Genomic DNA, 16,612 nt, shown 5'->3' with positions numbered 1-16,612 from the left:
GGATTATGGAAACTACTATTGAACGCCTGAAAGAGGAGGTGCAACAAGTGCTTACCACTAATATTCTCCCTTACTGGATAGAAAAAATGCAGGATAGAGGGAATGGAGGATTTTACGGTCGCATCACAGGGCAGGAATGTTTGGTTGCTGAAGCGGAGAAGGGAGCTGTCATGAATGCACGCATCCTGTGGACGTTCTCTGCTGCTTACCGCCTGTTGCATAAGACCGAATATCTGGAAATTGCCACTCGCGCCAAACGTGAAATAATCGACCGCTTTTATGATACACAATTTGGAGGAGTTTATTGGAGCATAGATGCTCATGGGCAGCCTTTGGATACAAAGAAGCAGGTCTATGCTATCGGATTTGCTATTTATGGACTGAGTGAGTATCATCGGGCAACGGCGGACGACGAGGCTTTGGAATATGCTGTCCGCCTTTTTCATGACATCGAATTGCATTGTTTTGACAAAGGAAAAAATGGGTATTATGAAGCGTTTTCCAGAGAATGGGGAGAAATAGCAGATATGCGTCTCAGTGACAAGGATGCTAATGAACGCAAAACGATGAATACTCATTTGCATATTCTTGAGCCTTATACCAATCTTTTCCGGATATGGAAGGATGAAATGCTGAAAAGCCGGTTGCATAATCTTATCCGTTTGTTCATTGATGAGATTATGGATATGGACACAAGGCATCTGCAACTTTTCTTTGACGACAACTGGCGAAGCAATTACCATATTATATCTTACGGTCATGATATTGAAGCGTCGTGGCTTATTCATGAGGCGGCACTCGTACTTGCTGACCGCCAACTATTGACCGAAATAGAAATGTATATCGTTGAGATGGCTGAAGCTGCTGCGGAGGGCTTTCTTTCCGACGGAGGAATGATTTACGAATTACGGACTGACAGTTCGTCTATTGATGCCGACCGGCATTGGTGGGTACAAGCTGAAACAGTGGTAGGATTCATGAATCTATATCAACATTTCGGTGACAAGCTATCTTTGTCACGTGCTGTCCGGTGTTGGGAGTTCATCAAAAAGTATTTAATTGATTATGCAAATGGAGAATGGTACTGGAGCCTTTCGGCTGATGGGACTGTCAACCGTGAGGATGATAAAGCCGGATTTTGGAAATGTCCTTACCATAACGGGCGTATGTGTATGGAGATAATGGAGCGCTTTTGATTTCATTGCAACCGTTTAGTTCCAACCCTGTTTGGAACTGTTTGTTTCTCGGCGTGAAACACTTTGTTTCCCTGCTTGAAACATTTCGTTTCTCGGTGAGAAACAAATGGTTTCATGGCATGAAACAAATCACGGCTTGTGGGGTGACGCCCAGTATGCTGTGGGATGACTGAAGATGACCTTTAAGCAAACTTGAGGTGTATTTATAATGAAAGCTGGAGAAAGGGATTGTTTTATCTTTCCTCCAGCTTTTATATTATTGATGAGCAGTGAATTACTTCACTTCCCAAGTCTCATTAGTCATCAACAGCTCCTGGAAATTGTGATATTTCTTCTTGCCTTTGATTTCTTCGATTTGTTCAACGACAGCATCATTGTAAGTCGGAGCGTCTACATCACGGATTACACCGAGCGCAATCGGGAAGTCGGGACCTTCCATCAAAGCCAGTTTCAGTTGCAGTGTATTGTCCTGACAGTGTGCGTCGTGGATAAGGATATCTTTTTCTGTGATACCGTTCTCACCCAGTTTCACTACTTTCAGCCCGAAGCCTTCCTGCATCAATCCGAATTCCTTGTTTTCGCCGAACAACATCGGTTTGCCATGCTCCAGATAGATAGCATTCTTGGCACGTCCTTCTTTGGTGGCAACGCTGGCGTGAGTTCCGTCGTTGAAGATCACGCAGTTTTGCAGAACTTCTACAACAGAAGCACCTTTATGGTTGGCTGCTGCTTTCAATACTTCTACCGAAGCGGCACCATCTACTGCAATACAGCGTGCGAAGAAGCGTCCGCGGGCGCCGAATGCCAGTTCAGCGGGACGGAAAGGATCTTCCACGGTTCCGTAAGGAGAAGACTTGGTTACAAGTCCGCGTTCCGAAGTCGGTGAATATTGTCCTTTTGTCAGACCATAGATACGGTTGTTCAACAGAATCATATTCAGGTCGATATTACGGCGTAAAGCGTGGATGAAGTGGTTACCACCGATTGCCAGACCGTCACCGTCGCCGGAAATCTGCCAGATAGTCAAATTTGGATTGGCTACTTTAGCTCCTGTTGCAATAGCGGCTGCACGTCCGTGGATGGTGTGGAAACCATAGGTATTTACATAATAAGGCAGACGGGAAGAACAACCGATACCCGAAATTACGGCAATATCGTGCGGAGCTGTTCCCAGTTCGGCCATGGCTTTGTGCAGTGAATTCAGGAAAGCGTGGTCACCGCATCCCGGACACCAGCGTGGCTGACCTGATTTATAATCTTGTACGGTATATACTTTATCGCTCATCTTTTATTCCTCCAATAATTTAGTGAATGCATCTATCAATTCTCTCGTGACGAAAGGCTGTCCTTTCACCTGGTTGAACTGGCTGATGTTCAATCCGGGCACTTTCATGCGCAAGTAACCTGCAAATTGTCCCAGATTCTGTTCAGCTACCACGATTTTCTTATATTTACGCAACACATCGGCAGTGTTCTTCGGCAGCGGATTGATGTATTGGAAGTGAGCGAAAGCCACTTTCTTTCCATGTTCGCGCATATAGTCCATAGCCAGACGGAGATGTCCGTAAGTACCGCCCCAGCCAACAATCAGCAAGTCTGCGTCCTCGTCACCCAATACTTCGAGTTCGGGGATATAGTCTGCAATCTTATCCACTTTGGCCTGACGCAGATGAACCATCTTATTGTGGTTTTCCGGTTCGGTAGAGATAACGCCTGTTTCGTTGCTCTTTTCAAGACCACCGATGCGGTGCATGAATCCTTCAGTTCCCGGAGTAGCCCAGTAGCGTACGCCTGTTTCCGGATTACGTTGGTAAGGAGTCCAGTTGCCGGCCATATCCGGGGTCACATACGGAGGATTGATGGCAGGATATTCATCCAGGTTAGGAAGTTTCCATGCGGCAGAACCGTTAGCTACGAAAGCATCAGTCAGCAATACAACCGGAGTCATGTGTTCCAAGGCAATCTTGCATGCCATATAAGCGGCGTCGAAACAGTTGGTCGGCGATGTTGCAGCGATTACAGGCATCGGGCTTTCGCCGTTGCGTCCGTAAAGGGCTTGTAATAAGTCGGTCTGTTCTGATTTAGTAGGAAGACCGGTAGACGGACCGCCACGCTGTACATTGACAATCACCAATGGAAGTTCACCGATTACAGCAAGGTTCATCGCCTCACTCTTCAGGCAAACACCGGGGCCGGAAGTCGTAGTCACTGCCAAAGCACCGGCAAAAGCGGCACCAACTGCAGAAGCACAACCGGCTATTTCATCTTCGCACTGTACGGTTTTGACTCCCAATGATTTATGTTTAGCTAATTCGTGCAGAATATCAGTAGCCGGAGTGATAGGATAAGAACCCAGGTAGAGCCCCAGACCTGCTTTTTCAGCTGCGGCAATCAGTCCGTAAGCGGTTGCTTTATTACCGTTGATATCTGTATAAAGTCCTTTTGATTTCGGAGCTTTGCTTTCAATCTTATAAGTAGAGACAGAAGCATGAGTGTTTGCTCCGTAGTTGAAGCCATCGTTCAATACCTTAATATTAGCTTCTGCTATTTCGGGTTTCTTGGCGAATTTCTCGCGCAGCATTTTTTCAGCAGCAGCAAGGTTACGGTTGAACAACCAGCAAACCAATCCGAGTGCAAACATATTTTTGCAACGGAGAATCGATTTGTTATCCAATCCGGAGTCTTTCAGGCTCTCTTTGCACATGGAAGAGATAGGAACTTCCAATACTTCCTGTTTTATTCCTAATTCTTCAAAGGGATTGTTGGTTTTAAATTGTGCCTTTTCCAAATCTCTGGCTTCGAATGAGTCGGAGTCGGTGATGATAAGTCCTTGCGGTTTACAGAATTTGATTTGTGTTTTCAGTGCGGAAGGGTTCATAGCCACCAATACGTGGCAACGGTCTCCGGGAGTGTAAACTTGTCCGGCGCCGATGTGGACCTGGAAACCGGAAACACCGGTTAGCGAACCTTGCGGGGCGCGGATGTCTGCCGGATAGTCAGGGAATGTACAGATGTCATTTCCCACTGTAGCCGACACGTTCGAGAAGATGTTGCCGGCCAGCTGCATACCATCGCCGGAGTCGCCGGAGAAACGTACTACTACTTCCTCCAATTCTTTAACCATCATTTCGTCTGCCATAACTTTAATTACTATATTTAATTTAAAAACTGATTTTACTTTCAATTTGTGAGCGCAAAGGTCGGAAAGTTAATCGAATTATCAAAATAAATCCTACTTTATTGTCCTATTGACGCCAATTATTTGAAATATCTGAAAGGAACCTGCATTTTTATTCTTGTTAAATCGACAGAAACCGTTATCTTTGCAAACAAATTTGAAGCGGCCTTGTAGTTCAACGGATAGAATAGAAGTTTCCTAAACTTTAGATAGGGGTTCGATTCCCCTCGGGGCTACTACAGAAGAATCTATGAGAGTGGTGTTGTTTTGCTTTCATATTGTATCAAGTTTTAAGTGTAACAATAGCTTCTTTTAAGATGAACGTCTTATAGCTTCTATTTGTTTTAATAATCAATAGAAAAAGCCTCTACCGAATGTTCGGAAGAGGCTTTTCTATTTGTGGAGTTTATTATTCTTCCGTAGCTGGTACTACGACTTTTTTGTTCTTCATCATGTTGTATGCAATCGGAGATGCAATGAACAGTGATGACAATGTACCGATAACAACACCCAAGATCATTGCGAATGCAAAGCTGCGGATTGAATCACCGCCAAGGATGAAGATACACAGCAATACGATCAATGTACTTAATGATGTATTGATAGTACGTGCAAGTGTAGTATTCAATGAATCATTGAACAACTGACGTTTGTCACGTTTTGGATACAGGCCGAAGAATTCACGTACACGGTCGAAGATTACCACCTTGTCATTGATAGAGTAACCGATAGCTGTCAGGATAGCACCGATAAACGTTTGGTCAATTTCCAGTGAGAATGGAACGATACCCCATAACAATGAGTAAGCACCGATAATCATGATGGTATCGCATGATAGAGCTACAATAGAGCCAATACTATATGCGATGTTACGGAAACGGATTAAGATATACAGACCGATAGCGATCAAAGCCAGTACTACGGAATAGATGGCACCTGTTTTGATATCGTCTGCGATACTCGGACCCACTTTTTGAGAACTTACAATACTACCACCAGTGTGATTGTCACGGTCGATAAAGGTAGCTAGAGTGATGTTTTGAGTCAGCACAGGTTTCAAAGTCTCATATAAATATGCTTCGATTTGAGAGTCAACATCGTTTCCTGCATCTTCAATACGGTAGTTGGTGCTGATACGTACAGTTTTCTTATCTGTACCGATAGCGATAACACTAACGTTAGCATCACCGAACTTGCTGGAGATCAATTCACGAATCTGTTCGGGTTCTACCGGATTCTCGAACTGTACCTTGAAGTTACGTCCACCGGTAAAGTCGATACTCTGGCTTAAACCGCGCATGGCAAATGAACCGATACAAACGAGGATGATGGCTACAGTGATGATAAGGGATTTTTTGTTTGTTCCCATAAAATCAAAACGTGTGTTGGTCATCAAGTTTCTTGAAACAGGGGTTGTGAATGTAAGGTTCAATAGTTTGTCCTTGTTCATGAAGTGTTCGTAAACTATACGGGTCATGAACACAGCGGTGAAGAAGGATACTAGAATACCGATAATCAATGTCGTAGCAAAACCACGGATCGGACCGGTACCGAAGTTAAACAGAATGATACCTGTGATGATGGATGTCAGGTTCGAGTCGAAGATAGCGGAGAATGCGTTGGAATAACCGTCAGCAAGTGCTTTCTTCACACCTTTACCGGCACGAAGTTCTTCTTTTGTACGTTCGTAGATAAGTACGTTCGCATCCACTGCCATACCTAGTGACAACACCATACCGGCAATACCGGACATTGTCAATGCTGCCTGGAAGGAGGAGAGGACACCTAATACGAAGAAGAAGTTCAGGAACAATGCACCATTGGCAATCATACCCGGTATGAAGCCGTACATCATACACATATAGATCATCAACAGAATCAGAGCCACTACGAATGAGAATACACCTGCATTGATAGATTCCTGACCCAATGACGGACCAACGATATCTTCCTGTACGATGTGAGCCGGAGCCGGCATCTTACCTGATTTCAATACGTTTGCTAAGTCCTTTGCCTGTTCAGGAGTGAAATGACCTGTAATCTGTGAACGTCCACCTGTGATTTCAGAGTTTACGTTTGGTGCAGAATATACATAGTTGTCAAGAACGATAGCGATAGAACGACCGATGTTCTGTTTGGTCAGCTGTGCCCAACGACGTGCACCGTCAGAGTTCATTGTCATGCTGACAGCCGGTTTGCTGTATTGGTCAAATTCATCTTTCGCGTCTGTTACTACATCACCTTCCAACGGAGCTTTACCGTTGCGTTCGGTAGACTTGATAGCATATAATTCGAACGTCTGTCCTTTCTTGTCAAATTCAGAAGGAGAAACACCCCATTTCAAACGAAGGTCTTTCGGGAGTTCTGCTTTAACTTCCGGCATAGCCAGATATTTGTTGATATCAGCAGTGTCTTTGTAGTTAGCGTAACCGATCACAGGACCTTGTCCGCTAGAGTTCAACTGCAGGATAGCCAACAGAGGGTATTGCTTTTTAATTTCTGCCAGGTTAGCTGTTGAATTATCTTCAGTAGTTGTAGCATCTCCTTTCAGGGCAGCAGCAAGACTGTCGGCAGCACTTACGCTTTTCTTGGCCGGAGTAGCTTCTGCAAGCGGAGCTTCTTTGGTGGAATCTACAGCGGTAGAGTCTGCATCTGTCTCCTGCGCTAATACAGCACGCAATTTAGCATCAGCAGATTGCATGGCAGGAAGAACTTCTTTAGCTGTATAAGTTTCCCAGAATTCTAGGTTAGCAGAACCTTGGAGAAGTTTTCTCACACGTTCCGGCTCTTTGATACCCGGCAATTCCACCATGATACGACCCATTTTGTCTTCCAGGCTCTGGATATTCGGCTGAACAACACCGAAACGGTCGATACGTGTACGAAGTACGTTATATGAGTTTTCAACAGCAGCTTTTACTTCTGCTCTCAATACTTTTTCAACTTCTGCATCCGATGATTTCTGGTTAACTTTGTCTTTCAACTGTTGTGTTGCGAAGAGTTCGGAAAGTTTTGCGTTAGGAGCAGCTTTGTGGTATTCTCTGACAAATAGCGTGATGATATCATCCTGGCTGTTTACAGCCTGTTTTGCAGCTTCTGCCAATGCATTGTTGAAAGCTTCATCCGGCTTGTTGTCAGCCAGTGCTTTGATAACATCAGGTACAGAAACTTCAAGGATAACGTTCATACCACCTTTTAGGTCCAAACCTAAACTAATCTCCATCTCACGACATTGTTTCAGCGTCCAGTTACCCAACCACACTTTCTCATTGGAGAGAGAGTCGAGGTAGTCTTGTTCCACTTTCGGGTCGCCGTTCGCAATTTCTTTCGCCTTGTTGGTATAATGGCGTGTTACGAAGGAGAAGGAGAGATAGAACACACATACCAGTGTGAGTAATACCGCAAAAACCTTTACAAATCCTTTGTTTTGCATTTTACTTTTAATTTATGATGATTACTTTTTTAATTTAATTTTCAGTTAAATTCTGTCGTACACAAGTTCTTTTTGCCGCATACAAGGCTGCAAATATAGTTTTTTTTTCACATTCATGTGTAATAAGCCCTCAAATATTTGATGTTTAAGGGCTTTTTTGCTGAATTATTTCATTCCTCTGTTTTTCAGTAGTGGTTCCAGGCTTGGTTCCGCTCCACGGAAATTCTTATAAAGCACCATCGGGTCTTCGCTGTCTCCCTTCTCCAATACGTTATGGCGGAACAGGTCGGCGGTGTTTTTATCAAAAATACCATGTTCTTTGAAAGCTTCGAAAGCATCATTGTCCAATACGTTGGCCCATAGGTAACTATAGTATCCGGCTGCGTATCCGCCAATGATATGATTAAAGTAAGTCACGCGATAACGCGGTGCTATTTCGGGAATCAAGTTAAGCTTGTCCATCGCTTCTTTTTCGAATGCAAGCATATCCAGATTCTTTACATCTGTTATCGTGTGCAGGTTCATGTCGAGGATGGCGGCGGCCAGTAATTCGGTGGTCATGAAGCCCTGGTTGAAAGTTTTCTGTTGCAGTATCTTCTCGATGATTTCGTCGGGTATCACTTCTCCTGTCTGATAATGTTTGGCATACATTTTCAGCACTTCGGGTTCAGTCGCCCAGTGTTCGTTGATTTGAGAAGGAAGCTCTACAAAGTCGCGTACCACGTTGGTTCCCGATGTTCCTTTGTATTCGCATTTTGTCAGCAGTCCGTGCAGGGCGTGACCAAATTCGTGAAACAGGGTTTCCACTTCATCCATGGTCAATAAAGAGGGGGTGTCGCCTACCGGCTTGGTAAAGCTGCAAACGTTGCATACCAATGGACGGGTTGTTCCGTGTTGCTCACGATAGTTGCTCATCCATGCACCACCGCTTTTCCCGGGACGTGGGAAATAGTCTACATAGAAGATACCGAGCTGGGAACCGTCTGCGTCTTTCACTTCAAAGACTTCTACATCAGGGTGATAAGTTGGTATGCCTTCCAGTTTGCTTAGGGTGATGCCATATAATTTGTTGGCTACGGCGAAAGCACCATCGCGTACATTCTCCAGTTTGAAGTAAGGTTTTGTATCCTCTTCAGACAGGTTGTATTTTTCTTTCCGCAGTTTTTCGGTATAATACCACCAGTCCCATGCTTCCAGTTTTTCTCCTTTTCCTTCCTTATCCATTAATTTCTGAAGTTTGGTAGCTTCTGCTTTTGCTTTTGGCAGTGCGTAGCTCCAGAGGTTATTTAAAAGGCTCATTACGTTGTTGGCGTTCTTTGCCATGGTTTCATCCAGGACGAAGTTTGCATAACAGTCGAAACCTAATAAGTTCGCTTTTTCCAGGCGGAGAGAAACGATCTTGCGGATGTTTTCCTTGTTATCGTTCCCGTCGTTGTTGTTGCCGCGGTTGATATAAGCTTTGTATATTTGCTCCCGGAGCGGGCGATTTTCAGAATATTGCAGGAAAGGCAGACGGCTGGCATTGTGCAGGGTGAACAACCATTTTCCCGGTTGTCCGGCTGCTTTCGCTTCTTCGGCCGCACTTTGGCGGAACCATTCAGGCAATCCTGCCAGATCTTCTTCCTTGTCAACGAAAAGTTGGAAGGCATTATTCTCATTCAGCACATTGTTGCTGAAAGTGATGCCAAGTGTAGAAAGCTCCTTGTTGATTTCGCGGAGGCGAGCTTGGTCCTTTTCGCCAAGGTTCGCTCCGGAACGGATAAATCTTTTATAAGTCTTGTCCAGCAGACGTTCTTGTTCCGACGTCAGGTTCAATGAATCTTTCTTTTGGTAGACATCGTTCACCCGTTTGAATAGTTTCCCATTCAGGGAGATATTGTCATTATGTTCCGAAAGAACCGGTGCCAGTTTGATGGAAAGTGCGGTCAGCGAATCAGTCGTTTCCGCATCTGTCATATTGAAGAAAATGATGCTTACCCGGTCTAAGATGGGTGCGCTGTTATCCAAAGCCACAATCGTATTTTCGAATGTCGGAATTTCCGGGCTTTCGATGATGGCTTCGATATTTTGATTCTGTTCTTCTATACCTTTTAGAAAGGCAGGTTCATAGTGCTCTAATTTAATCTTGTCGAAAGAAGGAACACCATACTCGGTTTGAAACTCTGTAAAGAAAGGATTGCTTTCTGTTTTCGTAGCACAGGAGTACATCATACAACTTACTGCTAAAATGGTTAGTGTCTTTTTAATCATCATAAGTGTTTTTTATTAGAGTTTTCAGTTCTTATCGTTTACTGATATAGCACCAGATCGGGTAATGGTCTGATGCCTTGATAGACCGGTCTACCGTGCAATTGTAGGCTTTCAGGTTGGGGCTGATCAAGATATTGTCTATGCGGAAATAGAACTTGTTCTGATTGTAGGAAATACCCAATCCTTTACCGGACTGTGTGAATGCATCGTCTAGTTTTTGAGTCAGGATGCGATGGGTATATGAGATAGAACCGTCGTTGAAATCGCCGCATACTATGGTTGTCGGATATTTACTTTCTGCAATGGTTTTAGCCACAGAATCTGCTTGTGTAGCCCGGATAGCCGATGCTTCCGCCAGTTTTCTTATTAATTGCCTAAGTCCGGTTTTTACTTTCTTGGCATTCGGGTCTTTAATCATATCCTCATACATCCCTCTGTCTTCTTTGGTGAGCTTGTTGGATTCCAGGTGGTTGTTGATTAATGTAAGAGTGTCGTTATTCACATTCAGTACATATTTCATGGAGCCGTTATAATTACTTTCATATTCGATGGGATGTATCGAGAGTATGGGGAACTTGGAGAAACAGGCAAGTTGCACATCTCCTTTCCCTTGTTGGTGGACGGATTGGTAAGGATAGGCTTTCAATGCTTTTTTAATGTCCTGTTCCGTCAGGTATTTCTTGTTGGTAGCGGTGTTATATTCTTGCAGACAGATAATATCGGCGTTACTATCTACAAGATAAGACAATACCGGGTTTTTTCCATCTTTCTTCTCCAAATTGTTGAAACTCATTACGTTGTAGGATAGGATTTTGATGCTTCCTTCCGGTATGGTTTTAGTGGTGGAGTTAAAAGGAATATAAGTCCGTATCTGCGGAATACAAATTAGAAAACCGATGGCAGGCAAGAGCGCATAGCGGTAATTGACAAATGCCCAGAAGCCGATAAAAATCAGATTAATCGTCAGGAATATCGGAAATGCAAGTCCCAAGCTGGAAGCAAGTGGATTTATTTTCGGGTTAAGGTAAGGGCTATAAGCGCTTAATATCAACGTTCCCACGAAGAGAGCGTTGACAGCAAGTATCAGATATGCGACAAATTTGCCAATATGTTCCATTCCTTTATCTTTTGCTTGCGTCGAACAAGCTTTTCTTTTCTTCAGTTGTCAGACTGTCGTAACCGGATTTCTTTAGTTTTTCCAAAATACGGTCCACTTCATCAGACTGTGCTTTTTTGTGAGCATTGTAATCATAATCCTTCTCGCGACCGGTGGCACTGTTTCCATAGTGTACCTTCATTTTCGGTTTCCGTTTCCATGTTTTCTTTTGAAACAAGGAGGTGAAACCATCCAGAATCCAGTTGATCCAGGAAGTCAAATCAGTTCCTTTACTTAGGCTGGCGGCAAACCAAAGTCCTGCAAGAGCACCGCCCAGGTGGGCGATATGTCCTCCGGCATTACTTGAGGTGATGGATAATACATCGATTCCGATAACAACCAGTGCCAGATATTTGAGACGGATAGCACCGAAAAGAAAAAGTTGCACCCTGTAATTTGGTTCACGATAAGCCGTAGCAGCTACGATGGCTAATACGGAAGCTGATGCTCCTACCAATGTTGCACCCGCCACTTGCGAACTGAATAAAGGAAATACATTGTAGGCAACCATATACAGTAAACCTCCACAGATACCTCCTAATACATATAGTCCTCTTAAATGCTTGGCCGAGAAAAAGTAGAGAAACAAACTTCCGAACCAATACAGCCAAAGCATATTGAATAGAATATGCAGGATACCGGCATGCATAAACATATAAGTAAATAACGACCACGGCTGATGAATAAATCCGATAAAGGATGCCGGCAGGGCAAATATACCGAATATATCGGGGGTACTTACTTCAAACAGTCGCAAGAAAACGTTAATCAACGTGCCGATCAGAAAGATGCCTACGTTGATATAAATCAGTTGGATGAAAATATTTCCTCTTCTGAATGTCTCCTTTAAATCAGCTATAATATGTCCCATTGTTATTGCTTTTTTTTCTCCAATACAAAATCAGGATCAATCCAAATAACATTCCTCCCAGGTGAGCAAAGTGAGCGACATTGTCTCCGGCGCTATTGGCAAGTCCTGACCATAATTCAATCGCGGCGTATCCTATAACGAAGAACTTCGCTTTGATAGGAAATGGCAGCGGGAAGATAAACAACCGGTTATTGGGAAATAACATACCGAATGCCAGCAATATGGCGTAAACGGCTCCCGAAGCACCTACGGTGGTCATCATGTTCAGATACTCTTCCATTGGGATAACACCTGTACCTATATTCACTTGTGCGTAGTGGCTAAGTTCCGTTACATATTGAATATACTGTACCCCTTCCTGGATAAGTCCCGCACCGATACCGCAGAGAATATAGTAAAAGAGGAAACGTTTGGGTCCCCAGGTTTGTTCGAGAATCGGTCCGAACATAAAAACGGCAAACATATTAAAGAAAATGTGGCTGAATCCGCCGTGCATGAACATATAAGTGATAAGCTGTGCCGGATTAAAGTCACTTGCGAGGAAAAAATGTAATCCCAGATAATTCGTTAAATCCAGGCCGTAACGTTGGGCTACGATTGTCCCGAAAAATACTAGTACATTGATAATTATCAGGTTTTTAGTTACAGTTGGCATCATTTTTATTTCTGAATATTTAGATAATAGACGCAAAAGTACGAATAAATTCTGTTTTAAAGCATGAAAAACGCTTCCTATTAGCTCTTTTTCAATAATTTGCTGCGTTTTTTTTATGTTTTTATTTGATATGTTGTTTTGTTCGGCTATATTTGTGGAATTAATCCATTGTGGGATAATCTTTTGTGTAACATATATATTAATTAATCATTTTACGTATTATGAATAAGTCTGATCTTATTAGCGCAATGGCTGCTGAAGCTCAAATGAGCAAAGCCGATGCAAAAAAAGCACTTGATGCTTTCATCACTTCAGTTACTAATGCTATGAAAGCTGGTGACAAAGTATCTCTCGTAGGTTTTGGTACTTTCTCAGTAAGCGAAAGAGCTGAAAGAACTGGTATTAACCCTTCTACAAAGGCAACTATTACTATTCCTGCTAAGAAAGTAGCTAAATTTAAAGCTGGTGCTGAATTATCTGCAGCTGTTGAATAAGATAGATAGTTGAAAGAAATTAGGAGAGGAGACGCGATGCGTCTCCTTTTTTTGTATCTTTGCGCGCAAGAAATAACTTGATTATGAAGATAGAAGATAAACTTGTAGCGTCCGTTATTAGTGGACTGAAAGCACTCTACGGTCAGGAAGTCCCTGAAAAGATGGTGCAAATGCAAAAAACAAAGAAAGAATTTGAAGGACATTTGACACTGGTCGTGTTCCCTTTTCTGAAGATGTCAAAAAAAGGACCGGAGCAAACAGCACAGGAAATCGGTGGATATCTGAAGGCAAACGATCCGGCTGTAGCAGCGTTTAATGTGATAAAAGGGTTCTTGAACCTGACTATTGCATCGGCTACATGGATTGAATTGCTGAACGAGATTCAGGCGGATGAACAGTACGGCTTAATGCAGGTCACTGACGCTTCTCCATTGGTGATGATTGAGTATTCTTCTCCGAATACAAACAAACCGCTTCACTTGGGACACGTGCGTAATAACCTTTTAGGCAACGCATTGGCTAACATTGTAGCGGCAAACGGCAATAAGGTAGTCAAAACAAATATTGTAAACGACCGTGGTATCCACATCTGTAAGTCCATGCTGGCATGGAAGAAATACGGAAACGGTGAAACTCCTGAAACTTCGGGTAAGAAGGGTGACCACCTGGTAGGTGATTATTATGTATCTTTCGATAAGCATTATAAAGCGGAAGTAAAAGAGCTGATGGCTAAATTTACAGCGCAGGGAATGAGTGGCGATGAAGCGAAAGCAAAGGCTGAAGCTGAATCTCCATTGATGCAGGAAGCCCGCGAAATGTTGGTGAAGTGGGAAGCCGGTGATCCGGAAGTACGCGGATTGTGGGAAATGATGAACAACTGGGTATATGCAGGATTCGACGAAACCTACAAGAAGATGGGGGTTAGCTTTGACAAGATCTATTATGAATCCAATACTTACCTCGAAGGAAAAGAAAAGGTAATGGAAGGTCTGGAAAAAGGTTTCTTCTACAAGAAAGAAGACGGTTCCGTATGGGCCGACCTAACTGCCGAAGGACTGGATCATAAGCTCCTTCTCCGTGGTGACGGTACTTCTGTCTACATGACTCAGGATATCGGTACGGCTAAACTTCGTTTTGCCGATTACCCGATTAATAAGATGATTTATGTAGTAGGTAACGAACAGAACTATCACTTCCAGGTGCTTTCTATCTTGCTCGATAAACTTGGTTTCGAATGGGGTAAGAGTCTGGTACACTTCTCTTACGGAATGGTGGAACTGCCGGAAGGTAAGATGAAATCCCGTGAGGGTACGGTAGTTGATGCTGACGACTTAATGGAGGAAATGATTGCCACTGCTAAAGAAACTTCACAAGAACTAGGCAAACTGGATGGTTTGACACAGGAAGAAGCTGATGATATTGCCCGTATTGTGGGTCTGGGAGCATTGAAATATTTCATTCTGAAAGTCGATGCCCGTAAGAATATGACATTCAATCCGAAAGAATCTATCGACTTCAATGGTAATACAGGTCCGTTTATTCAATATACTTATGCACGTATCCAGTCTGTACTTCGGAAAGCTGCCGAATCAGGTATCGTGATTCCTGAACAGATTCCGGCTGGTATTGAATTGAGTGAAAAGGAAGAAGGGCTGATTCAGATGGTTGCCGACTTTGCTGCTGTTGTAAAACAAGCCGGTGAAGATTACAGCCCGTCTATTATTGCTAATTATACTTATGACTTGGTGAAAGAATACAATCAGTTCTATCATGACTATAGTATTCTGCGCGAAGAGAATGAGGCGGTGAAAGTATTCCGTATCGCTCTGTCTGCTAATGTAGCTAAAGTTGTTCGCTTGGGAATGAATTTGCTGGGTATCGAAGTTCCTTCCAGAATGTAAGACTTTCTCTGAACAAAATAGACTTCTGCGGGGTTTCTTTTATATATATATAAAAGGAACCCCGTATGTTTTACTCCCCCCATCCATTGCTTCGGAAGAGAGAAACGGAAACTGCTACTGTCTCTTATTCCGAACTGCTGTTTGACCTGATTTATGTTTTCTCGGTCACGCAACTTTCACATTATTTGCTTCATAATCTCACTTGGGAAGGATTATTGAAAGAAACAATCCTGTGGTTTGCAGTCTGGATGTTGTGGCAACATACCATCTGGGTGACTAACTGGTTCAACCCGGATACCCGGCCGATACGTATTCTTCTTTTTATCAGTATGCTGGTGGGGCTGGTGATGGCGGCTGCCATTCCTTATGCCTTTACTTACCGGGGATTGATATTTGCTGTCTGCTATGTTCTGATACAGGCAGGGAGAACACTTTATATTATCGGGGTGTTAGGAGATCATCATCTGGCTGCTAATTTTAAGCGAATTATGGGCTGGTTCTGTATATCTGCCGTCTTTTGGATTACGGGTGCCATATTGCAGGGAGAATGGCAAATTCTACTGTGGATTATAGCCGCTATCTGTGATTATACAGCCCCGATGCACGGATTTGCTTTACCTCGTCTGGGACGTTCGGACAGTAGCAAGGAATGGACTATTGAAGGGCATCATTTGGTGGAACGTTGCCAGTTGTTTGTGATTATTGCTTTTGGAGAAACTCTATTGATGACAGGAGCTTCTTTGAGTGAAGTAGAAGAATGGACGCCTCTCGTGATTATTTCTGCTGTCATATCTTTCATTGGTAGTTTGGCTATGTGGTGGGTTTACTTTGATGTGAGCAGTGAAGCCGGTAGTCGGAAAATACAGGAAGTGAAAGATCCCGGAAAGCTGGGGTTGATTTATAATGCAATTCATATCGTACTGGTGGGAGCATTGATTATTTGTGCGGTAGGAGACGAACTGATTGTTGCCCATCCCGAACAAGAAATGAGAGCGGAAGTTGTTTTTGTTCTGATTATCGGACCAATCGTTTATATTCTGGCAAATAGTATCTATAAATATGTCACGTGCCGTATGCTTCCTTTATCACATATTATTGCTGTAATAGCTTTGGCTTTACTGCTTCCCTGGCCTTATCACATTTCTTTATTGACGATGAATATCTTGGTAACATCTGTTTTTATATTCGTGATTGTGTTTGATATGCTATTCCCTAATAAAGGTTTTAAGATAAAATGGGAGCCGAAGATTTAATGATGAAAGCCCATTCATAACGGATAATACTTATATCCTATAATATTGTGGCTTAAAATAAAAACACAGTTCACACGAATTCTTGGTGAGTATTCAAGAAGTTGTGTGAACTGCGTAATTCGCGCCTTTCTAAACGGATGTCTATTATGTCTTTTTCATCGATGGTTCGCAATGCGAAGTCCCGATAGCGATTCCGTACAATATCCGGGCTGCTCTTATTTAAAT

11 protein-coding genes and 1 tRNA gene are annotated in these 16,612 nt (G+C 43.2%); 5 read left to right on the top strand and 7 right to left on the bottom strand.

From position 1 onward, the window contains the following. Positions 1–5: 5 nt before the first annotated feature. Entirely contained in the window at positions 6–1,196 is a 1,191-nt protein-coding gene (locus Bovatus_RS14205) for an AGE family epimerase/isomerase (protein ID WP_004296491.1), read from the top strand. 274 nt (positions 1,197–1,470) lie between these two features. Here the strand turns inward: Bovatus_RS14205 and Bovatus_RS14200 are convergent, their stop codons facing one another. Both Bovatus_RS14200 and Bovatus_RS14195 read right to left on the bottom strand, forming a co-directional pair. Then, positions 1,471–2,481 (bottom strand): 2-oxoacid:ferredoxin oxidoreductase subunit beta, encoded by a 1,011-nt coding sequence (locus Bovatus_RS14200; RefSeq protein ID WP_004296489.1) that lies wholly within the window; start codon positions 2,479–2,481, stop codon positions 1,471–1,473. A gap of 3 nt (positions 2,482–2,484) precedes the next feature. Then, entirely contained in the window at positions 2,485–4,335 is a 1,851-nt protein-coding gene (locus Bovatus_RS14195; RefSeq protein WP_044919250.1) for a 2-oxoacid:acceptor oxidoreductase subunit alpha, read from the bottom strand. Between the two features lie 203 nt (positions 4,336–4,538). On the opposite strand from Bovatus_RS14195, the gene Bovatus_RS14190 reads away from it, so the two are divergent. Continuing rightward, positions 4,539–4,610 (top strand) — tRNA-Arg (locus Bovatus_RS14190). Between the two features lie 173 nt (positions 4,611–4,783). Here the strand turns inward: Bovatus_RS14190 and secDF are convergent. The 5 genes from secDF to Bovatus_RS14165 all read right to left on the bottom strand — a co-directional run bounded on the left by secDF (position 4,784) and on the right by Bovatus_RS14165 (position 12,739). Continuing rightward, entirely contained in the window at positions 4,784–7,807 is a 3,024-nt protein-coding gene (gene secDF / locus Bovatus_RS14185; RefSeq protein WP_004296487.1) for a protein translocase subunit SecDF, read from the bottom strand. A gap of 165 nt (positions 7,808–7,972) precedes the next feature. After that, complete coding sequence (locus Bovatus_RS14180) at positions 7,973–10,057, bottom strand: M3 family metallopeptidase (RefSeq protein ID WP_085939354.1); 2,085 nt, start codon at positions 10,055–10,057, stop codon at positions 7,973–7,975. Positions 10,058–10,088: 31 nt separating this feature from the next. After that, on the bottom strand, positions 10,089–11,174 hold the full coding sequence (locus Bovatus_RS14175; protein ID WP_004296485.1) for an endonuclease/exonuclease/phosphatase family protein: 1,086 nt from the start codon (positions 11,172–11,174) through the stop codon (positions 10,089–10,091). Positions 11,175–11,178: 4 nt separating this feature from the next. Continuing rightward, complete coding sequence (locus Bovatus_RS14170; protein WP_004296484.1) at positions 11,179–12,084, bottom strand: rhomboid family protein; 906 nt, start codon at positions 12,082–12,084, stop codon at positions 11,179–11,181. Further along, positions 12,065–12,739 carry a rhomboid family intramembrane serine protease gene (locus tag Bovatus_RS14165; protein WP_008776855.1) on the bottom strand — a complete coding sequence of 225 codons (675 nt, stop codon included), beginning with the start codon at positions 12,737–12,739 and terminating at the stop codon, positions 12,065–12,067. The genes Bovatus_RS14170 and Bovatus_RS14165 overlap by 20 nt, the downstream gene beginning before the upstream one ends. 221 nt (positions 12,740–12,960) lie before the next feature. Between Bovatus_RS14165 and Bovatus_RS14160 the strand changes: the two genes are divergently transcribed. The 3 genes from Bovatus_RS14160 to Bovatus_RS14150 all read left to right on the top strand — a co-directional run bounded on the left by Bovatus_RS14160 (position 12,961) and on the right by Bovatus_RS14150 (position 16,387). Then, on the top strand, positions 12,961–13,233 hold the full coding sequence (locus tag Bovatus_RS14160; protein ID WP_004296482.1) for an HU family DNA-binding protein: 273 nt from the start codon (positions 12,961–12,963) through the stop codon (positions 13,231–13,233). Positions 13,234–13,316: 83 nt separating this feature from the next. Beyond that, the gene (argS, locus tag Bovatus_RS14155; protein ID WP_004296481.1) at positions 13,317–15,134 is read left to right on the top strand and encodes an arginine--tRNA ligase; all 1,818 of its coding nucleotides are present in this window, start codon (positions 13,317–13,319) and stop codon (positions 15,132–15,134) included. A gap of 65 nt (positions 15,135–15,199) precedes the next feature. Then, the gene (locus tag Bovatus_RS14150) at positions 15,200–16,387 is read left to right on the top strand and encodes a low temperature requirement protein A (RefSeq protein ID WP_004296480.1); all 1,188 of its coding nucleotides are present in this window, start codon (positions 15,200–15,202) and stop codon (positions 16,385–16,387) included. Positions 16,388–16,612 lie beyond the last annotated feature (225 nt).

Source organism: Bacteroides ovatus, assembly GCF_001314995.1.
GTDB lineage: Bacteria > Bacteroidota > Bacteroidia > Bacteroidales > Bacteroidaceae > Bacteroides > Bacteroides ovatus.
This window is presented reverse-complemented; position numbering and strand designations above follow the sequence as displayed.